The sequence below is a fragment of the Terrisporobacter mayombei genome, from assembly GCF_020748465.1.
GTDB lineage: Bacteria > Bacillota > Clostridia > Peptostreptococcales > Peptostreptococcaceae > Terrisporobacter > Terrisporobacter mayombei.
Genome location: NZ_JAHZMP010000004.1, coordinates 247,942 through 271,944, shown reverse-complemented (window position 1 = coordinate 271,944; position 24,003 = coordinate 247,942). Strand labels below are relative to the sequence as shown.

General features: G+C 26.5%; 20 protein-coding genes. 18 read left to right on the top strand and 2 right to left on the bottom strand.

What is annotated here, in order from left to right; translation table 11 throughout:
• Positions 1-2: 2 nt before the first annotated feature.
• Both rlmD and pepI read left to right on the top strand, forming a co-directional pair.
• The gene (gene rlmD, locus K0039_RS14890) at positions 3-1,355 is read left to right on the top strand and encodes a 23S rRNA (uracil(1939)-C(5))-methyltransferase RlmD (RefSeq protein WP_228105860.1); all 1,353 of its coding nucleotides are present in this window, start codon (positions 3-5) and stop codon (positions 1,353-1,355) included.
• A 212-nt stretch (positions 1,356-1,567) separates the two neighbouring features.
• A complete protein-coding gene (gene pepI / locus K0039_RS14885; protein ID WP_228105859.1) occupies positions 1,568-2,449 on the top strand; it encodes a proline iminopeptidase in 882 nt (293 codons plus the stop codon).
• Positions 2,450-2,778: 329 nt separating this feature from the next.
• Here pepI and K0039_RS14880 read toward each other — a convergent pair whose 3' ends face one another.
• Positions 2,779-5,193, bottom strand: coding sequence for a CDP-glycerol glycerophosphotransferase family protein (locus tag K0039_RS14880; protein ID WP_228105858.1), 2,415 nt, complete (start codon positions 5,191-5,193; stop codon positions 2,779-2,781).
• 222 nt (positions 5,194-5,415) lie between these two features.
• Here K0039_RS14880 and K0039_RS14875 point away from each other — a divergent pair, with 222 nt between their 5' ends.
• The 12 genes from K0039_RS14875 to K0039_RS14815 all read left to right on the top strand — a co-directional run bounded on the left by K0039_RS14875 (position 5,416) and on the right by K0039_RS14815 (position 18,040).
• The gene (locus K0039_RS14875) at positions 5,416-6,588 is read left to right on the top strand and encodes a CDP-glycerol glycerophosphotransferase family protein (protein ID WP_228105857.1); all 1,173 of its coding nucleotides are present in this window, start codon (positions 5,416-5,418) and stop codon (positions 6,586-6,588) included.
• Positions 6,589-6,608: 20 nt separating this feature from the next.
• Positions 6,609-7,004 carry a glycerol-3-phosphate cytidylyltransferase gene (tagD, locus tag K0039_RS14870; protein WP_228105856.1) on the top strand — a complete coding sequence of 132 codons (396 nt, stop codon included), beginning with the start codon at positions 6,609-6,611 and terminating at the stop codon, positions 7,002-7,004.
• 11 nt (positions 7,005-7,015) lie between these two features.
• Entirely contained in the window at positions 7,016-8,260 is a 1,245-nt protein-coding gene (locus tag K0039_RS14865) for a CDP-glycerol glycerophosphotransferase family protein (RefSeq protein WP_228105855.1), read from the top strand.
• Positions 8,261-8,385: 125 nt separating this feature from the next.
• Complete coding sequence (locus tag K0039_RS22465) at positions 8,386-9,858, top strand: O-acetyl-ADP-ribose deacetylase (RefSeq protein WP_331476763.1); 1,473 nt, start codon at positions 8,386-8,388, stop codon at positions 9,856-9,858.
• 89 nt (positions 9,859-9,947) lie between these two features.
• On the top strand, positions 9,948-10,742 hold the full coding sequence (locus tag K0039_RS14850; RefSeq protein WP_228105854.1) for an HAD family hydrolase: 795 nt from the start codon (positions 9,948-9,950) through the stop codon (positions 10,740-10,742).
• An 18-nt stretch (positions 10,743-10,760) separates the two neighbouring features.
• Positions 10,761-11,102, top strand: coding sequence for a M20/M25/M40 family metallo-hydrolase (locus K0039_RS14845; protein WP_228105853.1), 342 nt, complete (start codon positions 10,761-10,763; stop codon positions 11,100-11,102).
• A 14-nt stretch (positions 11,103-11,116) separates the two neighbouring features.
• Complete coding sequence (locus K0039_RS14840) at positions 11,117-11,476, top strand: peptidase dimerization domain-containing protein (RefSeq protein WP_228105852.1); 360 nt, start codon at positions 11,117-11,119, stop codon at positions 11,474-11,476.
• A 12-nt stretch (positions 11,477-11,488) separates the two neighbouring features.
• On the top strand, positions 11,489-11,821 hold the full coding sequence (locus K0039_RS14835; protein WP_228105851.1) for a zinc-binding metallopeptidase family protein: 333 nt from the start codon (positions 11,489-11,491) through the stop codon (positions 11,819-11,821).
• 168 nt (positions 11,822-11,989) lie between these two features.
• Positions 11,990-12,271: an ArsR/SmtB family transcription factor gene (locus K0039_RS14830; protein WP_228105850.1), complete on the top strand. Its 282-nt coding sequence runs from the start codon at positions 11,990-11,992 to the stop codon at positions 12,269-12,271.
• A 39-nt stretch (positions 12,272-12,310) separates the two neighbouring features.
• A complete protein-coding gene (locus K0039_RS14825; protein WP_228105849.1) occupies positions 12,311-16,564 on the top strand; it encodes a DUF445 family protein in 4,254 nt (1,417 codons plus the stop codon).
• A gap of 109 nt (positions 16,565-16,673) precedes the next feature.
• A complete protein-coding gene (locus K0039_RS14820; protein WP_228105848.1) occupies positions 16,674-17,405 on the top strand; it encodes a hypothetical protein in 732 nt (243 codons plus the stop codon).
• The gene (locus K0039_RS14815) at positions 17,405-18,040 is read left to right on the top strand and encodes a DUF3298 and DUF4163 domain-containing protein (RefSeq protein WP_228105874.1); all 636 of its coding nucleotides are present in this window, start codon (positions 17,405-17,407) and stop codon (positions 18,038-18,040) included. The genes K0039_RS14820 and K0039_RS14815 overlap by 1 nt, the downstream gene beginning before the upstream one ends.
• A 38-nt stretch (positions 18,041-18,078) precedes the next feature.
• On the opposite strand, the gene sleC is transcribed toward K0039_RS14815, so the two are convergent.
• Complete coding sequence (gene sleC / locus K0039_RS14810) at positions 18,079-19,344, bottom strand: spore cortex-lytic germination protein SleC (protein ID WP_228105847.1); 1,266 nt, start codon at positions 19,342-19,344, stop codon at positions 18,079-18,081.
• A 186-nt stretch (positions 19,345-19,530) separates the two neighbouring features.
• Here sleC and K0039_RS14805 point away from each other — a divergent pair, with 186 nt between their 5' ends.
• From K0039_RS14805 to K0039_RS14790, 4 genes are read left to right on the top strand one after another with little or no spacing between them, the layout of a single operon-like run.
• Complete coding sequence (locus K0039_RS14805) at positions 19,531-20,262, top strand: PrsW family intramembrane metalloprotease (RefSeq protein ID WP_228105846.1); 732 nt, start codon at positions 19,531-19,533, stop codon at positions 20,260-20,262.
• Positions 20,255-21,556, top strand: coding sequence for an RsmF rRNA methyltransferase first C-terminal domain-containing protein (locus K0039_RS14800; RefSeq protein WP_228105845.1), 1,302 nt, complete (start codon positions 20,255-20,257; stop codon positions 21,554-21,556). Before K0039_RS14805 ends, K0039_RS14800 begins: the two co-directional genes overlap by 8 nt.
• 56 nt (positions 21,557-21,612) lie before the next feature.
• Positions 21,613-22,149 (top strand): signal peptidase I, encoded by a 537-nt coding sequence (gene lepB / locus K0039_RS14795; RefSeq protein ID WP_228105844.1) that lies wholly within the window; start codon positions 21,613-21,615, stop codon positions 22,147-22,149.
• 22 nt (positions 22,150-22,171) lie between these two features.
• The gene (locus tag K0039_RS14790; RefSeq protein ID WP_228105843.1) at positions 22,172-23,836 is read left to right on the top strand and encodes a nucleoside kinase; all 1,665 of its coding nucleotides are present in this window, start codon (positions 22,172-22,174) and stop codon (positions 23,834-23,836) included.
• The last annotated feature ends 167 nt before the right edge of the window (positions 23,837-24,003 follow it).

Genomic DNA, 24,003 nt, shown 5'->3' with positions numbered 1-24,003 from the left:
TAGTGAAAAGAAAAGACATAATTGAGTTTGAAGTAGGTTCTATGGAATTTGGAGGAGAGTCTTCAACTTTAATAGGAAAAAGAAAAGTAAAAATGAAGGGCGGAATTACTGGTCAAAAAGTAAAAGCTGTTGTTAAAAAGGCAAGAAGTGAAAAGGCAGAAGTAAAATTACTTGAAGTAGTAGAAAATTCACCAATAGAAACTTTACCAGTATGTAATCATTTCGGTGCATGTGGAGGTTGTTCCATATTATCAGTACCTTATGAAAAGCAATTAGAAATAAAAGGTGAACAAGTTTTAAAATTATTTGAAGAGCAAGGAATAGACGGATTTGAATTTTTAGGAATAGAAGGAAGTCCAGTTGAAAGATTATACAGAAATAAAATGGAATATACTTTTGGAGATGAAGTAAAAGGTGGACCCCTTACTTTAGGAATGCACAAAAAAGGAAGACATTTAGATATTATAACAGTTGATGATTGTAGATTAGTAGATGAAGATTTTATAAAAGTATTAACTTCTACAGTTGAATATTTTGGAGAGAAAAATCTTCCTTATTATAGAATAAATTCTCATCAAGGTTATTTAAGAAACTTAGTTGTTAGAAAAGGTGTTAATACTAAGGAATTAATGGTTAACATAGTTACAACTACTCAAGAAAACTTTGACATGACTGAGTATAAAGATATGATATTAAATCTTGGGACAAAAGCAGAAGTAGTAAGTATATTACACACTATAAACGATGGACTTGCTGATGCAGTTAACTGTGATGAATTAAGAGTTTTACATGGAAGAGACTATATAGAAGAAGTAGTTCTAGGACTAAGATTTAAAATATCTCCATTCTCATTCTTCCAAACAAACACTAAAGGCGCTGAAAAATTATACAGTATAGCTAGAGAATTTGTGGGAGATCATGAAGGAAAAGTATTATTTGACTTGTACAGTGGAACAGGAACTATAGGACAAGTTATGGCAAGTGCAGCTAAACAAGTTTATGGTATAGAAATAATCGAAGAAGCAGTTGTTGCAGCTAACGAAAATACAAAGTTAAATGGACTTGATAACTGTGAATTTATAGCAGGAGATGTGGCTAAAGTTGTTAAGAATCTATCTGAAAAGCCAGATTTAATTATAGTTGACCCACCAAGACCTGGTGTTCACAAAGATGCTATAAGAGATATATCTGGATTTGGAGCAAATGAAATAGTTTATATATCATGTAATCCTAAGACTTTAGTTTTAGATATAAAAGGATTTGAAGCTTATGGATATAAGGTTGAGAAAGTTAAATGTATGGACATGTTCCCAAATACACCACATTGTGAAACAGTAGTAAAATTAAAAAAATAATACAATAAAGAACTAAGTCGTATAATGCTTAGTTCTTTTTTATATATCTAAGAATGTAAAAACAAAATTATATGTATGCATAAAATTTTCATGATCATATAGTAGTGAAAACCTTTTACTTTCATGTTATACTAAATAAAAGTGCTAAATTTTTTAAAAGTATTACCTAGGAACTAATTCTGGTTTCTAATGACAAATAGGGGGAGTTAAACATGAAAATAACTGAAGGATACATGCCTTTTAAAGGCTTTAAAACTTATTATCGTGTAGTAGGAGAAGCAACTGAAGGTAAGGCACCATTAGTACTACTTCATGGAGGGCCAGGTTCTACACATAACTATTTTGAAGTTTTAGACCAAATAGCTGAAAGTGGTAGACAAGTAATAATGTATGATCAAATAGGTTGTGGTAATTCATTTGTTGAAGGTCATCCAGAATTATTTAATGCTGATACTTGGATAGAAGAGCTTATGGCATTAAGAGAACACTTAGGGCTTGATGAAATTCATTTATTAGGACAATCTTGGGGTGGAATGCAGGCTATCTGGTACGCTCTTGAGTATAAACCAAAAGGAATTAAGTCATATATTCTTTCATCTACTCTTTCTTCTGCAAGTCTTTGGGAAGTAGAGCAAAAAAGAAAAATATCATACATGGACGAAGCTGATCAAAAAGCTTTACTTGATGCAGTAAATACTGGAGATTATTCTAGTGAAGAATATAGCAAAGCATTAGATAAATTTATGAAAATGTACTGCGCAGGTGAAGTAACTGAAAATGACCCAGAATGCTTAAGAAGACCTAAAAAATCAGGGACTGAAGCATATGTTGTAGGATGGGGACACAACGAGTTCTCTCCATCAGGAACACTAGCTGGATATGAGTTCACAGATAGATTACATGAAATAGAAGAACCTTGTTTAATAACTAATGGAGCAATAGATTTATGCTCACCATATATTGCAAAAACTATGCATGATAGAATTCCAAATAGTAAATGGGAGTTATTCCAATATTCAAGACATATGCCTTTTGTGGAAGAACATGAAAGATATGTGGAAGTTTTAACTGAATGGTTAAATGCTAACGATTAATAAGGAATAGTAAAACTTAATAGAAAATTTGTTATTTAAAACTATTAAAAAATATATAAAAAAAGAGAGATTAAATAAATTTTGTTTAATCTCTCTTTTTTTATATATAATATTAAAAAAGTTATTTTATACTCGTTCACATTTTAATTGTATGCATTGATAGTATAAAAGGTATTCCTTAGGTTATCAAAACTGTGTGTATTTATTTACAATAAAAATTATGGAGAAATAGGCATCTCCAAACCAAAATTGGGTGTCTATTTTAGGGCAACTCACAATAATGTTTGGAGATAGAATACTTAGCTTACAACCTATAACTTTAAAAGTCTCTAAGCTAGAAGGTTCTCAAATTGTTTTACTGCATTTTCGTTATATTTCTTATAATCAACATTCATACATTTCACTTTATTATTTAACAAATCAATCATTCCAGTATAAATACCATTTGTTGAGTTTTCTACAAGTGCGCCGTTATTTTTCAACATAAATTGTCTAGGACCATCAATATCTGTTGAAATAACAGGTAATCCTAGCATATCGGCTTCAGCTATAACGAGACCAAATCCTTCGTAATATGAAGACAAAACAAAATAGTTACATTTTTTCAAAACAGTATATGGGTTTGACATTGATTTAATAATTATAATATTTTCACTGCATATTTTTGATTTTGCATACTCTAAAGTAGAATTATATAATTTACCATAACCGCCAATAATAAATAAGTAAGTATCATTATCTTCTAACCATACTTTCTCAAATGCATCAATAAGTCTTAGATGTCCTTTTTCTTGCGAAAATCTTCCTATTGTAATAAATTTTTTAGAATTACTATTTAGAATTGTTTTCATTTTTTCTAAACCTGTATTAATAATTGTATTATTGTCTATAAATAATTCATCCATAGACATTGTAATAACTCTATTATAATCAATAATATTATTTGCAACTAATTTATTAGATGTTTCGCAGAAATGATTTACTGATTCAGACATGTCAACAGTAACCATTGCAACTTTATCATATGTATTATAAGCATATGATAACACATCTTTACGTTGATTATTTTTAGTTCTTATTTCTTCAACCATATTATTGTGAACATAAATAATATTATTACATTTAAACTTAGAATACTTCATAATAGGACTAGCTTCATACCCACAAAATTGTATTGCATGAGAAAAATTAATATCACCAAATGAACGTTTAAGTTCAAGATCATAAGCTGTGTCAAGGTGTTTGGCCATAGTAGAAGCTGAAATAAACTTATTATTATATAAATGATATATAATTTCCTCTTTCAATGTTAGAACCATTTTTCCTTGTATGGGAATATAATTAACTATTGATTTTAGGTCTTCAAATTGAGATAAGTTACGTTTTATTTTTCTTGGGATATAATTAATATAATAATTTTTTTTATCTAAGTCTAAATTAAGTAGTAAATTTTTTATAGAAGTAGTAATACCATTTTTAGCCATATTACCTACATAAATTAAAACATTTTCCTTATTGTTTTTAGGAATTTCAAATGTAGGCATTATATTTTTTTTATTTAATATTACAGTATCACAAAGATTTTTACATGAATATTTACTATCATATGAACAGTAATTATTAATAAATTCACTATCGTTGTAACTTTTATCAGTTATAATTTCATTTAATAATTCATCAACATCCTTTACTAGAGGAAATGGTAAAGTATTAATATCTAAGTATGTACCACGGCTATTTAAATATTCTTCTTCATCATACGTGAATAGAATTATTTTATTTTTAGTTAATGCATAATCGAACATTACACTTGAATAATCAGTTATCAAACAGTCTGTTGCAGCTAAAAATTCATATGTTTCAAAATACTTAGGCATAGGTTTTATATGTTTAAACATTTTATAATCTATTCTAGAACTTGCCAATGGATGAATATTAACATACATTATTTGCTTATCTGTTAATCGCTTATCAAGTTCAAGTAAATGATATAGTACATAAGTATTTTCTATAGTTTTACCTTGAGGAACACTATGATTACGATAAGTAGGCATATATGCAATTACTTGTATATCATCATTAATTTCATAATATTCGCGAACTTGTGAACGGATGTCATCATTAAAGAAAACCGAATTTCTAGGATAACCTCCTAATATTGGCCTGGAATTACAAATGTTTTCAAGCATGTAGTCATTGATAATATGATCCATAGTAAATTTATTAGGATAAAGCAAATAATCTGATAAAATAAAGTTTCTTTGAACATTTCCAAGAAGATGTGCATCAGCATTACTATTCTTACCGAGACACTTAAGTGGTGTTCCATGCCATGTATTAGTATATACTTGTCCATTTCTTTTAATAAAGAAAGGTAAAAAAGTTGTATCATTAAATAAGTACTTAGAAGTAGCTACAACTTTATAATATTCTTTAGAATAAATTGATACAGTTTTGAAGTTATCTAAATTATATTTTTCTAAAGCTTTAAAAATATTATTTTTATTGCACTCTTTAACTGTAAAATAAATATCATAATCTTTATATGAAGGATTAGTCAAAAGTTCTTTTAAGATATAGTACATATTACCGTTAGAAGTTCTACCATGTTGTGACTCTAATAAGATAGACTTTTCATTTATAGGTAAATCTTTTATATATTTACGATATTTCATTTTATTGAAAGATAGCTTCTTAAAACACTTACGTAGTTTTTTATATTTTTTTTTGAGTTTTTTTATCATATTTCCTCCCTCGAAAAATGTCTAATATTAAGTATTTGTATTATAGTATAATATACAAATTATACCAACTAAACAAAAAAATGTAAAATATTTCCTACAAATTGCTTTAAAGATAGTTTATAATTGTTTATAGTACGTAAAAAATGAGATTCAAATAATAATTAGACGAATAATCCGAAATAAATTGAAAGGATAATATATGTATAGATTAGGAAATGAGTTATGCTGGGAAAACTTTTAAATTTAATAAAAACTCAAATCTGTAGAGTGATATTTGATTATAAAATAGAAGATGATATATGGATATTTTCATCTATAGATAATGAAAAATTTAATTATAATTCGAAATATATGTTTGAATATGTTTTAAGTTATGAACATAATATTAAACCGTACTATGTAATTAATGATGATATGTTAAGGAAACAAATGCAAGAAAGGTACGGGGACGAGTATTTTATCAATACAAAAGATATAAATGGAATATTAAAAGTATTATCAGCTAGGGTATGGTTAACATCTGCAGGACTACCATTATATGGATTTGGTTTAGGAAAGAGAAGAATTATTGTGAATTTATGGCACGGAGTTCCGCTGAAAAGAATTGCTTTAATGGAGAATAATTACGGAATTATTAAAAAAATTTATTTTAAAAGTATTTTTTCTAATAATTACAGATATATTTCAACCACTTCAAATAAATTAATTACTATAATGAAAAACAGTTTTGGGGTAAATGAAAATAAAATCAAAGTTTGGGGACAGCCTAGAAATGATATTCTATTTAGGAAACAAAATAAAAAAATAATTCAGTCATTATGCCCTGATATAAATAAATATGAAAGAATAATATTGTATGCACCAACGTATAGAGAGTATAAAGATACTCTATTATTTCCATTTGATGATTACAATAAAAATGAGTTGAATGTGTTTTTAGAAAATAACAATGCTATCGTATTTATAAGAACACATATTGCCGAAACCGCTAATATATGTAAATACATAGATGATAGAGTGAGGGTGTTGGATGAAGAAATAGTTGATGATGTCATGGAGATACTTAATATATTTGATATACTAATTACAGATTACTCAAGCATTTATATTGATTATCTATTATTAGAAAAGCCAATAGTATTTTTACCCTATGATAAGGAAGAGTATCTAACTAAAAGAGGGATAAATTTTGAATATGATAAAGTTACACCAGGATATAAACCAAAAAGTATGAAAGAATTTTTAGAATCACTAAATACGATATTTGAAAATAAAGATATATTTGAACAAGAAAGAAAATTAATAAATAGCATATTTAATGATATAAAGGAACCATGTTCAGAAAAAATCTGTTCATACATTAAAAATGATATAGGTGAATTAGGAAAAAAGTAAATAAATGGGGGGGATTAACGATGAAAAAGGTAATTACTTATGGAACATTTGATTTATTACATTATGGTCATGTAAATTTATTAGAAAGAGCAAAAGCATTAGGTGACTATTTAGTAGTTGTTTTATCAAGTGATGAGTTTAACTGGGAGCAAAAGAATAAAAAATGTTATTTCAGTTATGAAGAAAGAAAAAGATTATTAGAGGCAATACGTTATGTAGATTTAGTGATACCAGAGAATAGTTGGGATCAAAAGATAAGTGACGTTAATGAATTTAAAATAGATACATTTGTAATGGGGGATGACTGGAAGGGTAAATTTGACTTTTTGAGTGAGTACTGTGAGGTGGTATATTTACCTAGGACTCCTGAAATATCAACTACTCAAATAAAAAAGGATCTTCAGACGGTAAAATAGGAGATATACAAATGAAAAAAGAAATTAAAAAAATAATTATAAAAATTTTAAGTATAACGCCAATTACTAAGCAAATAGCTGTAAATTTATCTGCTTGGGATAAAAAAAGAAAGTACTTAAAAACATTTTATAATAAAGAGATTATTAATGATAAATTAATAGTATTTGAGGCATATATGGGAAGACAGTATAGTTGTAGCCCCAAATCGCTTTATAAGGCAATGTCAGAAGACGAAAAATATAAAGATTTCATAAAAATTTGGGCATTTAAAAATCCTAAAGAACATGAAGATTTATTAAAGTATGATAATACAATAATTGTTAAATATAAGAGTAAAGAATACTATAAATACTATTCTACAGCAAAATATTGGGTAACTAATTCAAGAATACCTAATGAAATTAAAAAGCACCCTGATCAAATATATATCCAATGTTGGCATGGAACACCATTGAAAAAACTAGGATTAGATATTGAAAACTATACAGGTACTAAAATTTCTACAAAGGACTTACATCACAATTATAAAGTAGATGCACAAAGATATAGCTACTTAGTATCACCATCAAAATTTTTTAATGAGAAAATAACTTCAGCATTTGGATTAAAAGATATAGGAAAAGATAATATTTTTATTGAAAAAGGCTATCCAAGAAATGATTTTCTGTATGAATTTACAGAAGATGATTGTGACAGAATAAAAGAAAATTTAAATATTCCAAGAAATAAAAAAATAATATTGTATGCTCCTACCTGGAGGGAAAATCAACATGAGCCAGGAGTTGGGTATACTTATGATTTAGGTTTGAATTTTGATATCTTACAGAAAGAACTAGAGGATGAATATGTAATTTTGTTTAGAGCTCATTATTTCATTAGTAATGCTTTTAACTTTGAAAAATATAATGGGTTTATAGTAAATGTATCCAATTATGATGATATAAATGACTTATATATTGTCAGTGATATGTTAATAACAGATTATTCAAGTGTATTCTTCGACTATGCAAATTTAAGCAGACCAATAATTTTCTATATGTATGATTTTAAAGAATACAAAAATAAAATGAGAGATTTTTATTTATCAGTAAAAGATTTACCAGGCCCAATTGTAAAGGATGAGGTTAATTTGTTAAAGGAGATTAATAAGTTAGGTAATGAGTTTGTATATGACGAAAAATACGAAGAATTTAACAATAGATTTAACCCACATAGAAAAGCATGTAGCTTAGAAGTATTAAATGAATGCATATAAATTTACTTAATAAAAGGAATGTGAAAACATTTCTTTTTATTTTGTTCAAAATCAAACATAAATGAATAAGTTTCTGTTACCATATATCTATATATGATAAAACTCATGTAATAGGAGGAGATACAGTGTATAAATTATATTATTCCAACAATAAAGTCTTAGGAGGATTATGGGGATTGTTAATAGGAGATGCAACAGGAGTATCTTATGAATTTTATCCACCTAACCAAATTCCACCTTTTGAGCAAATAGATATGATTCCACCAAATGGATTTAAGAAAACCTATAAAGATATACCTTTTGGAACTTATTCTGATGATGGAGCGCAATTCTTATGTGTATTAGAAAGTTTTTTAGAATGTAAGAAGTTGGATATTAAAAATTTAGCGGATAAACTACTTGATTGGTGGACGTGGGGCTATTTAGCTGTAGATAATAATGTATTTGATGTAGGTGGCCAAACCATGCAATCATTGATGAAATATAGTGCAGGGACATCACCTTATGAAAGTGGATTTACTATAAAAAAAGGCCAAGGAAATGGATCATTGATGAGAGTACTAGGTATTCCTTTATTACATGATGGTAGTGATGAAGATCTAGTAGAAGATGCTCATACTCAGTCATTAATCACACATGGTCATGTTAATAATCAAATATGCTGCGCATTATATTCTCTTATAATTAGAAATATTTTAAAAGGAAATGATTTTAATGGTGCTTATGAAATAAGTATAAGGAAATTGAAAGAAATATATGAACACGATAAAAACTATCTAGAAGGGTTAATAAATGATATCTTACCAGAAGATGCAGTAGAAGAAAGCGGTACAGGACATGTGATAGACTGTTTAAAGAGTAGTATTAAAGTTATTAGAGAAAGTAATTCTTATGAAGATGCTATAAAAAAAGCTATAGCTCTTGGAAATGATACAGATACAACAGCTGCAGTAACAGGGGGAATAGCAGGGGTTTTATATGGTTTTGAAAGTATTCCAAAGAGATGGTTTGAGATACTAAGGGGGAAAGATGAAGTATACAAATTAATAAATAAGATTGATTTTAAAAAAGAGAAATTAAAAGAAAGAGTAGAAATTATAAATGAAGATATTACAAAGTTAAAAGTTGATGCAATAGTTAATGCTGCCAATAATTCACTTCTTGGTGGTGGTGGGGTTGACGGAGCCATCCATAGAGCAGCAGGACCAAAACTTCTAATGGAATGTAGAACTTTGAATGGTTGTAAAACAGGAGAAGCAAAAACAACAAATGCCTATAACCTTCCATGTAAAAATGTAATTCATACTGTTGGGCCAATATGGCATGGAGGAAATACAAATGAAGATAGTCTTTTATACTCTTGCTATATAAATTCCATAGAAGAAGCTATAAAAAATAATTGCAGAACTGTAGCTTTTCCAGCAATAAGTACAGGAGTTTATGGATATCCATATGAAAAAGCATGTATTGTAGCATGTAAGGCAATTAGAGATATGCTAAACAAATATTCATCTCAAGAACTTGAGATGATATACCTTGTGTGTTTTAATAAGGAAATATATGATAAATATTATGAATTAATGTTCATACTTGATTAATTAATTTATTTATAAAAATATTAGATTAAGAAATATATAAAAAAATTTAATGATATAATAACAGAAAAATATTATAGGGAGAATAGAATATGACAGTAAAATTAATTGCAGCAGATATGGATGGCACATTATTAGACAGTAATAAGAACTTATCACCATATTTATTTGATTTAGTAAAAAAATTAAAAGAAAAAGAGGTTAAATTTGCTATTGCTAGTGGAAGACAATATTTTAATTTACTTGAAAACTTTGAAGATATAAAGGGAGACCTTGTTTATATTAGTGATAATGGATCTATTGTATATGATAATGGCCAATCTATTTATGTGGATGAAATCAACACAGAAGAAGTTAAAAAAGCTTTGAAGGATGTGAGACAAGGGGAAGGCATGTATCCTATTTTATGTGGTGTTGAATCTGCATATGTGGAAAATGATAATGAAGTATTTTTAGAAAATGCAAGAATGTATTATGCAAAACTTGAAATGGTAGAAGATTTAATGGATGTATTATATACAGACAAAATATGCAAATTAGCTGTTTTCGATGAAGTTGATGCAGAAAATAATGCATTTGAATTACTAGAAAAGTATAATAAGAACTTAATGGTTTGTTTATCAGGACATAACTGGGTAGATTTAATGAATCCAGGAGTGAATAAAGGTGAAGCTATAAAAATTCTTCAAGAAAATTATAATGTTTCTTATGATGAAACAATGGCTTTTGGTGATTATTTAAATGACTATGAAATGATGCAAAGTTGTAAATATAGTTATGCAATGGAAAATGCTCACCCACAATTAAAAGGAATATGTAACTATAGAGCTAAATCAAATGATGATGATGGCGTAGTACATGCTATAAAAGAATACTTTGAATTATAAATTTAGGAGAATTTATAAATGATAAAATGCAATGAAATAGATAATTCATTAATAAGAGAAGTAATAAAAGTAAGACGATATTTACATCAATACCCAGAAATTAGTGAAAAAGAATATAATACTTCCAAGCTTATAGGCAAATATTTAGATGATATAGGTATTGAGAATAAAATAATTGGAGAGACGGGAGTAGTTGCAACTTTAATTAATGACTTAAATTACCAAACTATAGCATTGCGTGCTGAAATTGATGCTCTTCCAATAGATGAAAAAAATACGTTTGAATATAAGTCTAAAAATAAAGGCGTAATGCATGCTTGTGGACATGATGGAATAGTTGCAACGGTGCTAAAAAACTAATTAAAGAAAAAGTATTGGAAAATCCTAAAGTAGATAAAATGATAATTTTTCATTTTGCCAACTCTCAGCCTATTGGTATGGAAATTCAAAAGGATGTATCCACAGCCACTATAGGAAGAGTATCTATTGATATTTTAGGAAAATCATCTCATTGGGGTGATACAGATAAAGGTATAAATGCCATATCTGTAAGTGGAAAAATAATAAATATTATAGATGAAATGAATAGGAATTTAAGTGATAAATCTCCATTTATATTAGGCATAGGCATGATAAAAGGAGGAGTAAAAAATAATATTATGGCAGAAAAAGTTCGACTAGAGGGAACTTTAAGAGCAATAGACGATAATACTTTTAAATATTTAATTAATTAACTAGAAGAAAAAATGAGATTTTTAGCAGAAGATACGGGAGCAAAAATAAAATTTAATTTAGAATCTCATTTACCAAGTGCTATAAACAATAAACATTTAGTTAAATTAGGATCAGCAATAGGAGATGAAATTTTTAAGGATAAATTTATATTAGGTGAAAAACCTTATTTAGCAGGTGATAATGCAGCTTATTATTTTCAACAAATACCAGGTTTAAGAATTGTATTTTTTGCTGAAAAAGAAAATGAAATAAATTATCCTTTACACAATAGTAAATTTGATTTTAATGAAGATATTTTTTCTTATTCCTTAAGAACAATCTATAACATAATACTGAATTTATAGAGCTATAAGATTAAATCTTATAGTTTTTTATTGGTGGAAATTATAGTAATATGTAAAATATTGACATAATTATTAAATTTAAGTATATTAGTTATTGCTAATATACTTAAATTTAATAATGGAAATACTATAACAACATACATAAATAAATAGAGAGGAAGCTTAATAGTGGAAAAAAAGGCAAAAATGTTAGCAAGGCAATTAAAAGTGTTAGCTAATGAAAATAGATTGCTGATTTTATATTATTTACTTGAAAAACCAATGACAGTAGGAGAATTAAATAAAAAATTAAGTAATATAACTCAGTCAGGATTATCTCAGCATTTATCTATATTAAAAGCGCATGAGCTATTAGATAGTAATAAGGATGGCTTAAATATAACTTATTTTGTGAAAGATAAGAAGGTTCAAAGCATACTACAAATGCTAAAAGATAATTATGCAAGATAATATAAAGAGAAAAAATAAAAAGATAGATAGGTGGTAAGTATGATTACATTAGAAAATGGATTGTTTCTATTACTACAGGCTTTTTCCAGTGGTGTAGCAGGTTATATTACAAATAAATATGCTGTTAATATGATTTTTAAAGAATATACGCCATTAAAGATTGGTGGAGTAGTAAAGAAAAATAAAGAGAAATTTATAGAAGAAATAAGTGATTTAGTAGAAAGAGACATAATAAATTCAGAAACTTTGAGAGATAAGGTGTTAGGAGAAAATTTCAAACTTGCGATGCAAGATGTGGGTGAAGATTTTTTCAAAGAATCTTTATGTGAAGTTTTTGAAAATAAAAAAATAGAAGAAATACCTAGCTGGAATGAAACATTAATAAGTGGAGAAGAGTTTTTAAGAGATAGCTTAAAAGAAGTATTACCACGATTAATAACTAATATTGGGGAAAATATAAAATTAGAAAAACTATTAAGTGAAAAACAAAGATCTCATATAGTTAATTGTGCATACAAAGAAATTATTATAAATATTGGATATAATGATGAATTAAAGCATTTATTAAGTGATTTATATGAAGAACAAGGTGAGATATATTTAAGCCAATTAATAAGTAAAGACAGTGGAGAAAAGGTAACGAGAATAATTAGTTGTGAAATAATGAATTCTATTGATGGACTGTTAGACAATAAGAAGGAAACGAAATTGTTAGTAGACAAGTCTTTATCATTAATAGATATAAAAACATTATTAAAAGACCTTCAAAAAACTATAGGAACTAAAACTATAGATGATATTTTAAGTGAAGAGGAATTTGAGAAACTAAGTTTAATCGTATATGAAAAATTAGATGAACTAACAAAATCTGAAGAAGGTCAGGAAAAGTTAGAAGATATAGTTGAAGAAGTATTTGCTTTAGCAAAGGATATAGATTTAACAGTTTTTGAGATATTGCCAATTCATTTTGGAAGAATTTCTAGTGAGTATGTAGCAGATTTAATTAAAAAAGCTATACCTTATTTATCATCATGGATAGGTGAGAATAAAACAAAAATAGAAAACGTAATAGATGAATCCATATTAGAAAGTATAGATGATATTGATGATGAGTTAAGAAAATCAATGATTTCAAAAGTGAAGGATTCTATGCTTTTGGATTTTGCTTCTAAAAATCAAATAGTAGATAAAATTGTGAGCTTTTTAGAAGAATATAAAATAAGTGAAGAAGATTCTTATAAGTTATATTCTAAAATAATTAAGTTTTTAGAAGAAACTAAAATCAAAGATTTAGTAGTTTTACTGGAAGAAAATAATTTAATTAATGAAGAAAGAGTAATAAATATTATTTTAGAAAAATGGGATACTGAAGGAAAAGAATTATCTAAGCTTTTCTTAAAAAGACAAACTTCAAAAAATTTAAATAAGTTAGTAGATCAAGATCTAAATAAATTATTTAATAAAAATATTAAGCCAAAACTTTATGATTTGATAATGAACAATAAAGCTAAAATAATTTCTTATTTAGATAAAACTATATTTAATTTGGTGCATGATAAAATAGAGGTCTTGTTAAACAGCAAAATAAAAAATTTATTTAATAAAGATAAGGTTGATGGATTATCATCTCTACTGTCTAATAAAATAGTTAATATTTTAAATAAAAATCATATTAATTATAAGAAAATCATCAATAAGGAAATAAGTGATTACATTAAAAATATAAAAATACAAGATTTATTAAGTGAGAATGAGGAAAAAATAATAAACTCAATAACTGAAAAGACTGTAGATTTTACTAAAAAAGAAGCTAATAAATATAAATCTTATGAAGTTAAAGACTTACTTAATAAAATAAATAGCAAAGAAGATTTACCTGAAGAAATTAGCAATAAACTATATGAGAATATAAAAGATAATTTACCAACTATAGTAGATAAAAGAGTAAAAAAGCTTATATATGACAATCTTATAAAATTGGATGAAGAAGAAATATGTAATATAGCTCAAAGTTTTATGGGTAAACAATTGAAACCACTATCAATGTTTGGTGCTTTTTTAGGAACTATCGTGGGATTAATATTTGGTATTACTATGACTAATATTAATGGAGCTTATGGTTTTTATAATAATGTTACTAATACATTAATGGCATGTTTCCTTATGGGTGTAGTAGGTATTATGACAAATGTTGTAGCTCTTTGGATGATATTCTGCCCTTATGAAAAAAATAAATTTGTTTCAAAAATACCTTTATTTAGAGTATTTTCTATAGGATATATACCTTCTCATAAAAATAGTTTTGCATCAGGAATGGCGTATTTTATTGATAATGAATTATTAAGCGGGAATAGAGTAGTAGATTCATTTGAGTCACAAAAAAATAATTTTAAGAATTATATTATATCTAATATAAAAGATAGTAATTATATGGCTATGCTAGATTTTGTTAGAAATAGAAAACATAGTTTAGCTAAAAAAACATATGGCACTATTTTAAAATTATTAAAGAAAAATAATAATAAAATGTGTAATAGTATAGGAAACAGACTTTTAGATATAGAATGTGGAAGATTTGTATCCATAGATTTTATAAGTAACAAAGCAAATGATCTAATAGAGATTATAAGTCAAAAAGAAGATAAAATAATAGAGTATTTAGAAGAAAAATTAAAAACAAATAAATCTTTACAAGAAGTATTGCCAGAAGAATTAATTACAACTGTTAATAATAAAATAGAAGAACAAGTTAATGATTATATAAATAAAAATCTAGAAAATTCCTATGTCGAAGATGTGATAAAAAATATAATCTTTACCAATGAAAAAGCTTATAATTATATGATGGATAAATCAATAAAAGATATAATAAGTGAAAAATCTCTTTTAAGTATACAAAATAGCGTTAAAACAGATAAATTTATAAATATTACTCTTTTAAGTTTAAAAGAGCAATTAAATAACTATTTACAAGATTACTTAGCAACAGAATTTACAGAAGAAAAGAAATTTGATGAGTTATTTGATGGTAAAGTAAAAGAAAAACTAGATAACAATATATATAATCTTACAGATATGGCTAGTGAAAAATTAATAAGTTATATAAAAATTAATGATGAATTAATATCCTCAACAGTAATAAAAATTGTAAGAAAAAATCTTAATTTCTTTGTTAAAATGGCATATGATTTTGCTGATGGAGATGGCCTTGTTAAAGATGTTGTCAATATAGTAATAAATAATAAAATAGAGAAATTAATATTAGAAGATAAAGATAAGTTGTCTATAATCTTAAATGATTATTTGGGAAAAGAAATATATCCAAGTAAAGTTAAAGATTTAGGATTAAAATCCACAGAAATTAATACAAGTTTATTGCTTGATAGACTAGTTTTTGCAATGAAACAAAATGAAGATTTTAAAAATAATATGCATAGTGCGTCAGATTTAGTTATTAATAATATCTGTGAAATAAAAGCTAAAAACATAAGCAAAATAGTTGGAGTAAATAATTTACAAGAAACTTATGATAAATATAAAGAAGTAATTAATATGGCATCAAATAAAATTATTTACAACTTAAATAGTAATAAAGAAGTGGCTGATGAATTCGTAAGAGAATTGATAGAAGAAAAAGTTCTTAAACATTTTTATTCCATTAACTTGGTGGAAATATCATGGGAATTAAATAAGGATGATTTAGCATATGTTGTAGATAATCTTTTAGAGAGAATTAATAGTAGTGAAGTTGTAAATTACCATGTATTACAAATATGCAGAAGTACTTATGTTTCATCAATAAGAAACAGTAAATTAAGTTCTGTGATAGATAAGGATATTTTAGAAAGTGATATGCATGACAATTTAAATTTAATTATAGAAAATAAAGACCTTAATCATAAAAATAGAGTAGTTGTTGAATCGATTATAGATAGATTACTAGATGATAAATTAAACTCTATTACAGAAGAATTTAAACTTTATATAATAAATAACATTATAGATGCAGGATTCAATACAATAGAAAAAAATATAATACCAATGTTAAAGAGCTTAGATCTTCAAAGTATAACTTTAGAAGAAGTAGATAAAATGCACCCCAAAGAAATTCATGAATTATTTAAATCTTTTGCTGGGGACTTCTTTATAAAGCTATATATATATGGAGGTTTTGGCTTGATATTTGGGATAAATGTGTATTTATCTATAGTTCTGTTTATAATAGATATAATATACACTAAAAAAATTGATTCAAAAGTGGAAGAATCTCAATATAAATTATTCAGAGAGTAAGGCAAAATACTTATAGGCTAGTGTCTATAAGTATTTTTTTGTAAAATAAATGGATAAAATTTATAAAATTCCTAAATATAATAAGGAATTATATTTAGGAGGAACTTTAATGAAGGACTTAAAAAATTTTATAAAACCAATTATATTTTTAACTCTAGGATTACTGCTATTATCATTAGTGAGAAATGTTGATTTTACATCTATGATGACAAGAATACAAAATAATATTCAAGAGGGATTAAAAGTTGTAAAAGTTACAGATGAAAAGTCACAAATTAATGACGAAAACTTAATTATTAAGTTTAAGGTACCTAGCATACATTATGATAATAAAGATGTGGAGAAGAGCATAAACTCTTATATCAAAAAAAATATAAAAGAATATATTAATGTTCAAAGACAAATAAACAAAATGAATACATATGGGGAGAAGAAGGCTATAAATATTACTTATAGTGTGGTATTTGAAGATGAAAATATAATAAATATAATTATAGAAAAAAATACAACTTGGGGAGAAAAAGATTATAAGTTAGAAAAAGATAGTTATGTTTTCAACTTAAAAACAGGAGAAAGAGTCTATTTAGATGAGTTTTTAAAAGGAAATGATGACTATAGTAGAATAATAACTGAAACAATTCAAAAGGTAATAAATAAAAAACACCCCCTATATGGCAATTTAAATATTGATAAAAATACAAATTATTATATAGAGGATAGATATATTAATATTTATTTTAATCCGTATAAACAAAGTCAAGATGATACTCAATATGAGTTTAAAATACCTTATGATGTATTTAAAAATAAAATAGAAGCATTTAATAATTTTTTTTTTTAATTTCTGTTAACAGCGAAGTATTAAAAAAACAAAATAAATATTTAAAAAGTACTCTTGAAATACCCATTATAAATAGTGGAAATTCAAAGATAGATGATAAAGTTAATGAAAAAATAAAAGAAGATATTTTAAATTTTTATGAACAGGCCCTAAAAGAAGCACAAAGTTTTTTAGAGGATTTTGAATTAGATGAAAGTAATTTTGTTGCTGACGCATCCTATGAAGTGAAAAAGAATACGGGGAATGTAATTAGTATTCTTATTAAATATTATAAATATAGTGGTGGAGCACATGGATACTATGAATATGTGCCATACAATATTGATTTAAGAAGTGGAAATAATCTAAGCCTTAAAGAAATTTTCAAGAAAGATGTGGACTATAAAGAGATTATAGATAAAGAAATAGAAAATCAAATTAAAGAATTAGGTAAAAAAGAGAAGGACTTAGATAAGGTTTATGATTTTTATGGAATAAAAGAAAATCAAAAGTTTTATTTAGAAGATGGAAAAATAGTAATATATTTTGATTTATATGATATAGCACCTTATGCTGCAGGAATACCAGAATTCCCGATAAACATAGACGATATAAAAAATCAAATTAAAGAAGAATATTTAGAAGTGGTTAAATAAAAATACTATCAGAAAAATTCTGATAGTATTTTTATTTGCTAAATCACAGGATTTAAAGAAGCTATTTTTGTAGTTGCCACGTATATTCTAGAAATGGCATACCAAGTTTTAAAATCAACAACACCTGTTTGAGGTAAGTTAAAAACTTCTTGGAATTTTTTCACAGATTTTTCTGTTTGTTCTCCGAATATACCATCTTCAGCAACTTTTTCTATAGCTGGATAAGAGTTGGAGATAGCATTTAATTGATTTTGTATGGTTTTAACATAAGAATTGTTAGAACCTAATTGCAATGTAAAACCAGGAAAAGAAACAGGTACACCGCTGACGACCTTGGCTTCTGCAAAAACTATATTATCACCATAAAAGTATCTTAAAATTTCTTCGTAGCTCTTGCCCTGATCACCCAAATCTTTACTTCCCCATTGTGTCATTTGGTCAGGACATTGAGATTTTTGACCGTCACAATACTGTGCAAGTAGTGGCTGTCTTGATGTAGGAGGTCTTCTGATAAATGTATTAAATATTTCATCTACAATTATGCTTATATTATCAAATACATTTCTGTTATGAACGTATTTGTGATCATAGGCAGTAGATGAAGTTATTGTAAATTCATATCCTTTGTTTCTGTACCATTCTGTGAAAACTCTGTTTAGTGTGAATGATATTATGGCTATTACGTTTGCATAAATAGTTTGCTCAGGCCATGTGGAATAAATTTCTGAAGATGCAACATTTTTTATATAATCTCTAAAAGGAACCCAATAATTTGGTGCACTAGTATTCTCAGGTAAACCATCATGAACTACAATAAACTCTGGTACTACTGGTTCGTCTAAAACAACGAAACCTGTTGGAGGAGGTAATGGTTTTAAACTACTTTCAGGTATTTTAGGAGGGAAGTTCCCCCAAAGTGTATGTTCAGGAATATTATAAATTACTTCGTTTTGTCTTTTCATACTTTTTCTTGTTGGTGTACCTACAGGAACGTTTTGTAATGCTTCTACAACAGGTAAGATTTGAGTACCCTTTATTAAGACTGTCTCAAAACCATCAGCCATAACTTCTACCATATACTCGCTATAAGGCTTCACGTTTGATGGTTCAAGAGAATATTCAATATTAGGTGCGGATAAGGTTAAATTTCTTACCTGACCAGATATATCAGTTTTTAAATTTTCAAATATAGTGCCTGTGTTATTTTGTTCATCATCCATACCGTATATATTTATAGTGGCATCTTTTATTGGCGTATTAGTTGAAAAATTTATAACACTAACAGTCAAAAAACCATCTTGCATATAATCACCCCTTTTAAATTAACTAGGCTATAAATACTCTAGTTTATTCTATGAAATATATTTTATTTTGTTAAATAATAAAGTGTTAAAAAGTAAATATTAAAATTTTTTACTAATGGAGATAATAAGTATTAAATTTAAATATCTAAATATTAATATATATGCAAAGAAAGGTTATATTAAAATATGAAAATTTACATATTAGCATTAGCTGTATTACCAGTAATTTTTTTTGTAGGATGGATTTATTTTAAAGACAGATATGAAAAAGAACCACCACTTAAATTAATAGAATATTTTTTGTTGGGAATTTTGGTAAGTATATTGGCTATACTTTTAGAGTTCTATTTTAGTAAATTGAATATATTTTCTGGTATAATGGGAACTTTATATATAGCTTTTTTTGTGGCAGCATTTACAGAAGAGGGATTAAAGTCTATAATACTAATACCTGTTTTACTAAAAGACAAAAATTTCAATGAAAAATTAGATGGAATAATTTACTCTATTTTTTTATCCTTAGGATTTGCTACAATAGAAAATATTATATACTTAATGAGAGAAAGGTTAGACCTATCTTTTGAATTGGCAGTAACTAGAGGGTTAATTTCTGTACCATCTCATATAATGTTTGCAATTACTATGGGATATTATATTTCAAAGTATAAATTTTCAAAAGAAGATGATAATGGAAGAAATAAATATTTAATTTATGCTGTAATTATTCCTATATTACTTCATGGAGTTTTCGATTTTATCTTGATGATAGGATATAGATGGGCTATTATAGTCTTTATAGTGTATATAATATTCTTATGGAAAGTTAATTTAGATAAGTTGGATAGATATGCACTATACTCAAAAATAAGATTTTACAAAAGAAAAAATAAAAGTAGAAAGGGAGATAAAATTGACTAATCTACCAAAGCAATTTTTAGATGAAATGAAAGATATTTTAGGAAGTGAATTTGATGATTTTCTAAAAAGTTATGAGCAGCCTAAAACTACAGGGCTAAGATTGAATACAATGAAAATAAATAAAGATAAATTATTGGATTTAAATTTATTTCAATTGACAAATATTCCTTGGGCAGAGGAAGGATTCTACTATGATGAAAAAGTAAATCGGCCAGGTAAAAATCCTCTTCATGAAAGTGGAGCTTATTACTTACAAGAGCCTTCTGCCATGAGTGTTGTCCCAAAACTAGAAGTTAAAGAAGAAGACAAGGTTTTAGATATTTGTGCGGCTCCAGGAGGAAAATCTACATATATATTATCAAAATTAAATAATACAGGGCTTTTGGTTTCTAATGAAATAAATCCAACTAGAATAAAAGCATTAGGAGAAAATTTGGAAAGATTTGGTGCAAAAAATTGTATCATAACTAATACAGATTCTACAAATTTAAAAAAAGTATTTACAGGATATTTTGATAAAATAATAATTGATGCACCTTGTTCTGGTCAAGGAATGTTCAGAAAAGATCAAGTGGCAATAGATGATTGGAGCTATAATAAAGTACTAGAATGTCAATCAATACAAAGGGACATAATAAGAGACGGATTTGAAATGTTAAAAAGAGATGGGATTTTAGTATATTCCACATGTACTTTTGCTAAAGAAGAAAATGAAGATGTCATTAATGAATTTATAAATGAAAATGAAGGTGCTAATCTTGTGTTTATGGAAAGATTATGGCCTCATGAAGTAAAAGGTGAAGGACATTTTGTGGCTAAGATAAAGAAAGTTTCAGAAGAGAAATGTTCTACTAAAAAAATAAAAGTAAAGCCTTTAGGAAAAGAATTAAATGATTACAAAAAATTTGAAAAGAAATTTTTAAATATAGAGATAAAAGGAAATTTCTATATAAAAGGAGAAAACTTATACTTATTACCGGAAAATTGTCCAGATACAAAAAAACTCAAGGTATTAAGAAACGGTCTACATTTAGGTTTACTTAAGAAAGATAGATTTGAGCCATCTCATGCTTTTTCTCATTGTCTTACAATAGATGATGTTCAAAATATTGAAGATTTAAGTATAAAAGATGATAGAACAAAGGAATACTTAAGAGGTAATACTATAAAAACAGATAATAGTAGAGGATGGGTCTTAGTAGCAATAGAAGGCATACCTTTGGGATGGGGAAAAGAATCTAATGGAATTTTGAAAAATCACTATCCAAAAGGTCTTAGAATTAACTATACTTAAATTGTTGTAAGTGTAACATATTATAAATAATTACATATTATTGAGGAGATGATATTTTGAGTGCAAAAGTAAAAAAAGAAATATTTGAGTGGGTTAAGGTATTTGTATTAGCAATAGTTTTTGCTTTTATCATAACACAGTTTATAAAACCAACATTAGTAAGAGGAGATTCTATGTACTCTACTTTGGAAGAAGGAGATTACTTAATTATAAATAGGATGTCTTATAAATTTAAGGAACCTAAACGTGGAGATATTATCGTATTTGAATCTGACTTACAACAAGAAGATGGAAGTAGCAAAGATCTGGTAAAAAGAGTTATAGGTGTAAGCGGAGATAAAGTTAAGATAGAAAATTCAAAAGTATATGTTAATGGAGAAGAATTAGTTGAACCTTATATTCATGATGAAGTTACAGAAGGTGATATAGATACTGTTGTCCCAAAAAATTCCGTATTTGTATTGGGAGATAACAGAGAAATAAGTTTAGATAGTAGATATGATAGCGTAGGCTTTATTGATGACTCAGACATATTAGGTAAAGTTTTTGTTAGGTTATATCCTTTTAACAAGATAGGTTTACTAGGAGAATAATAATCGTAAAGGGGTAGTTAAAATGAAGCAATTAAATTTAACTATAGAAGATGAAGAAAAAAAAATTTTAATTGAAGATAACTCAACAGGCATAAAATTAGAAGACATTGCTTGTGAAATTGAAGAAAATTATACTGGCTATATAGCTTTAGCATCTATAAATAATAAATTAAAAGAATTAACAACGCTAGTATCAGATGATTGTAATATTAAATTTTTAGATACTAATAATACTGATGGATATAGAGTATATTCTAGATCTTTGACACTTGTGTTTATAATGGCTTGTGAAGAACTTTATGAAAATTGTAAAGTAAGTATAGAGCACTCTTTATCAAATGGTTTGTACTGTGAAGTTAGCACGGATACAACATTAAATGAAAAAGATAGAGAAGCCATTAAACTAAAAATGCAAGAAATTATAGATGAAGACTATAAAATTGAAAAAACAATTGTAACTAAGAAGGAAGCAATTAATTTTTTCGATAAGCATAATAAGAAAAATAAAGCAGAATTATTAAAATATAAGGAACATGATGATATAAAAATTTATAAATGTAATAATCATGTGGAGCATTTTTATGGGCATATGTTGCCATCTACAGGTTACTTAAAAACATTTGATGTTTTAAAGTATGGAAGTGGATTTATATTACTTGGACCTAGAGAAGAAGAAAAGTTTAAAGTTAGAGAGTTTATTCCTCAACCAAAACTATCAAACATTTATTTGGAAATGGAAAATTGGTCTAAGCTAATGGGTGTAGATACAGTATTATCTTTAAATAAGATAGTAGAGAATGGAACATATGGAGAATTAATAAGAATAGTTGAAGCTTTACAAGAAAAAAAATTGGGACAAATAGCAGATATAATAAAACAAGAAAACAAAAGAATAATATTAATTGCAGCACCATCATCTTCTGGAAAAACTAGTTTTGCTCACAGGCTATCAATACATTTGAAAGTAAATAATTTACAGCCGATATCAATCTCATTAGATGATTATTTCGTAGATAGAGATAAAACACCATTAGATGAATTTGGCAATTATGATTTTGAATCTATATATGCAATAAATTTAGATAGATTTAATAAAGATTTAAGTGATTTACTAGAAGGAAAAGAAGTGACTATTCCAAGATTTAACTTTAAAAAAGGTATAAGTGAAGAAGGTAAAAAACTTAAAATAGAAAAAAATCAACCAATAATACTAGAAGGTATTCATGGTTTAAATCCAATTTTAACTTCATCAATACCTGATAAGGAAAAATTTAAAATTTATCTTAGTGTATTAACACAGCTAAATTTAGATGAGCATAATAGAATACCTACTACAGACTTAAGACTAATAAGACGTATTGTAAGGGATAATCAGTTTAGAGGTCATAATGCTACAAGAACAATATTAACTTGGGATTCTGTAAGAAGAGGAGAAAAGCAAAACATATTTCCTTATCAAGAAGAATCTGATATGATTTTTAACTCATCTTGTGTATATGAGTTGGCAATTTTAAAAGCTTATGTTAAACCATTATTGGAAGAGATAGACTCTAGTAGCAAAGCTTATAGTGAAGCAAATAGGTTATTAAAATTCCTTCAATATTTTGTGGAGCTTAAAGATACATCAGATTTGCCACCTACATCAATAATTAGAGAATTTATAGGTGGAAGTAAAATAGTAGATTAAAACGAACTTTATAGTTCGTTTTTTTGTTAAATTTTATTAACTATATGTTTTAAAATATTATAATAAATTATTATATAATAAAAATAGTGTACATAAACTCTATATGCAATTGGTAATTTATATATTAATATAACAAAAAATAAGTGATATTATGACAAAAAGTATGT

Bases quoted from the DNA above. Each gene is read 5' to 3' on its own strand.
- K0039_RS14835 (WP_228105851.1), top strand. From the start codon at position 11,489: ATGAGATTTTTAGCAGAAGATACGGGAGCAAAAATAAAATTTAATTTA.
- K0039_RS14850 (WP_228105854.1), top strand. From the start codon at position 9,948: ATGACAGTAAAATTAATTGCAGCAGATATGGATGGCACATTATTAGAC.
- pepI (WP_228105859.1), top strand. From the start codon at position 1,568: ATGAAAATAACTGAAGGATACATGCCTTTTAAAGGCTTTAAAACTTAT.
- K0039_RS14865 (WP_228105855.1), top strand. From the start codon at position 7,016: ATGAAAAAAGAAATTAAAAAAATAATTATAAAAATTTTAAGTATAACG.
- K0039_RS14825 (WP_228105849.1), top strand. From the start codon at position 12,311: ATGATTACATTAGAAAATGGATTGTTTCTATTACTACAGGCTTTTTCC.
- K0039_RS14820 (WP_228105848.1), top strand. From the start codon at position 16,674: ATGAAGGACTTAAAAAATTTTATAAAACCAATTATATTTTTAACTCTA.
- K0039_RS14880 (WP_228105858.1), bottom strand. From the start codon at position 5,193: ATGATAAAAAAACTCAAAAAAAAATATAAAAAACTACGTAAGTGTTTT.
- tagD (WP_228105856.1), top strand. From the start codon at position 6,609: ATGAAAAAGGTAATTACTTATGGAACATTTGATTTATTACATTATGGT.
- sleC (WP_228105847.1), bottom strand. From the start codon at position 19,344: ATGCAAGATGGTTTTTTGACTGTTAGTGTTATAAATTTTTCAACTAAT.
- K0039_RS14875 (WP_228105857.1), top strand. From the start codon at position 5,416: ATGCTGGGAAAACTTTTAAATTTAATAAAAACTCAAATCTGTAGAGTG.
- K0039_RS14805 (WP_228105846.1), top strand. From the start codon at position 19,531: ATGAAAATTTACATATTAGCATTAGCTGTATTACCAGTAATTTTTTTT.
- K0039_RS14845 (WP_228105853.1), top strand. From the start codon at position 10,761: ATGATAAAATGCAATGAAATAGATAATTCATTAATAAGAGAAGTAATA.
- K0039_RS14790 (WP_228105843.1), top strand. From the start codon at position 22,172: ATGAAGCAATTAAATTTAACTATAGAAGATGAAGAAAAAAAAATTTTA.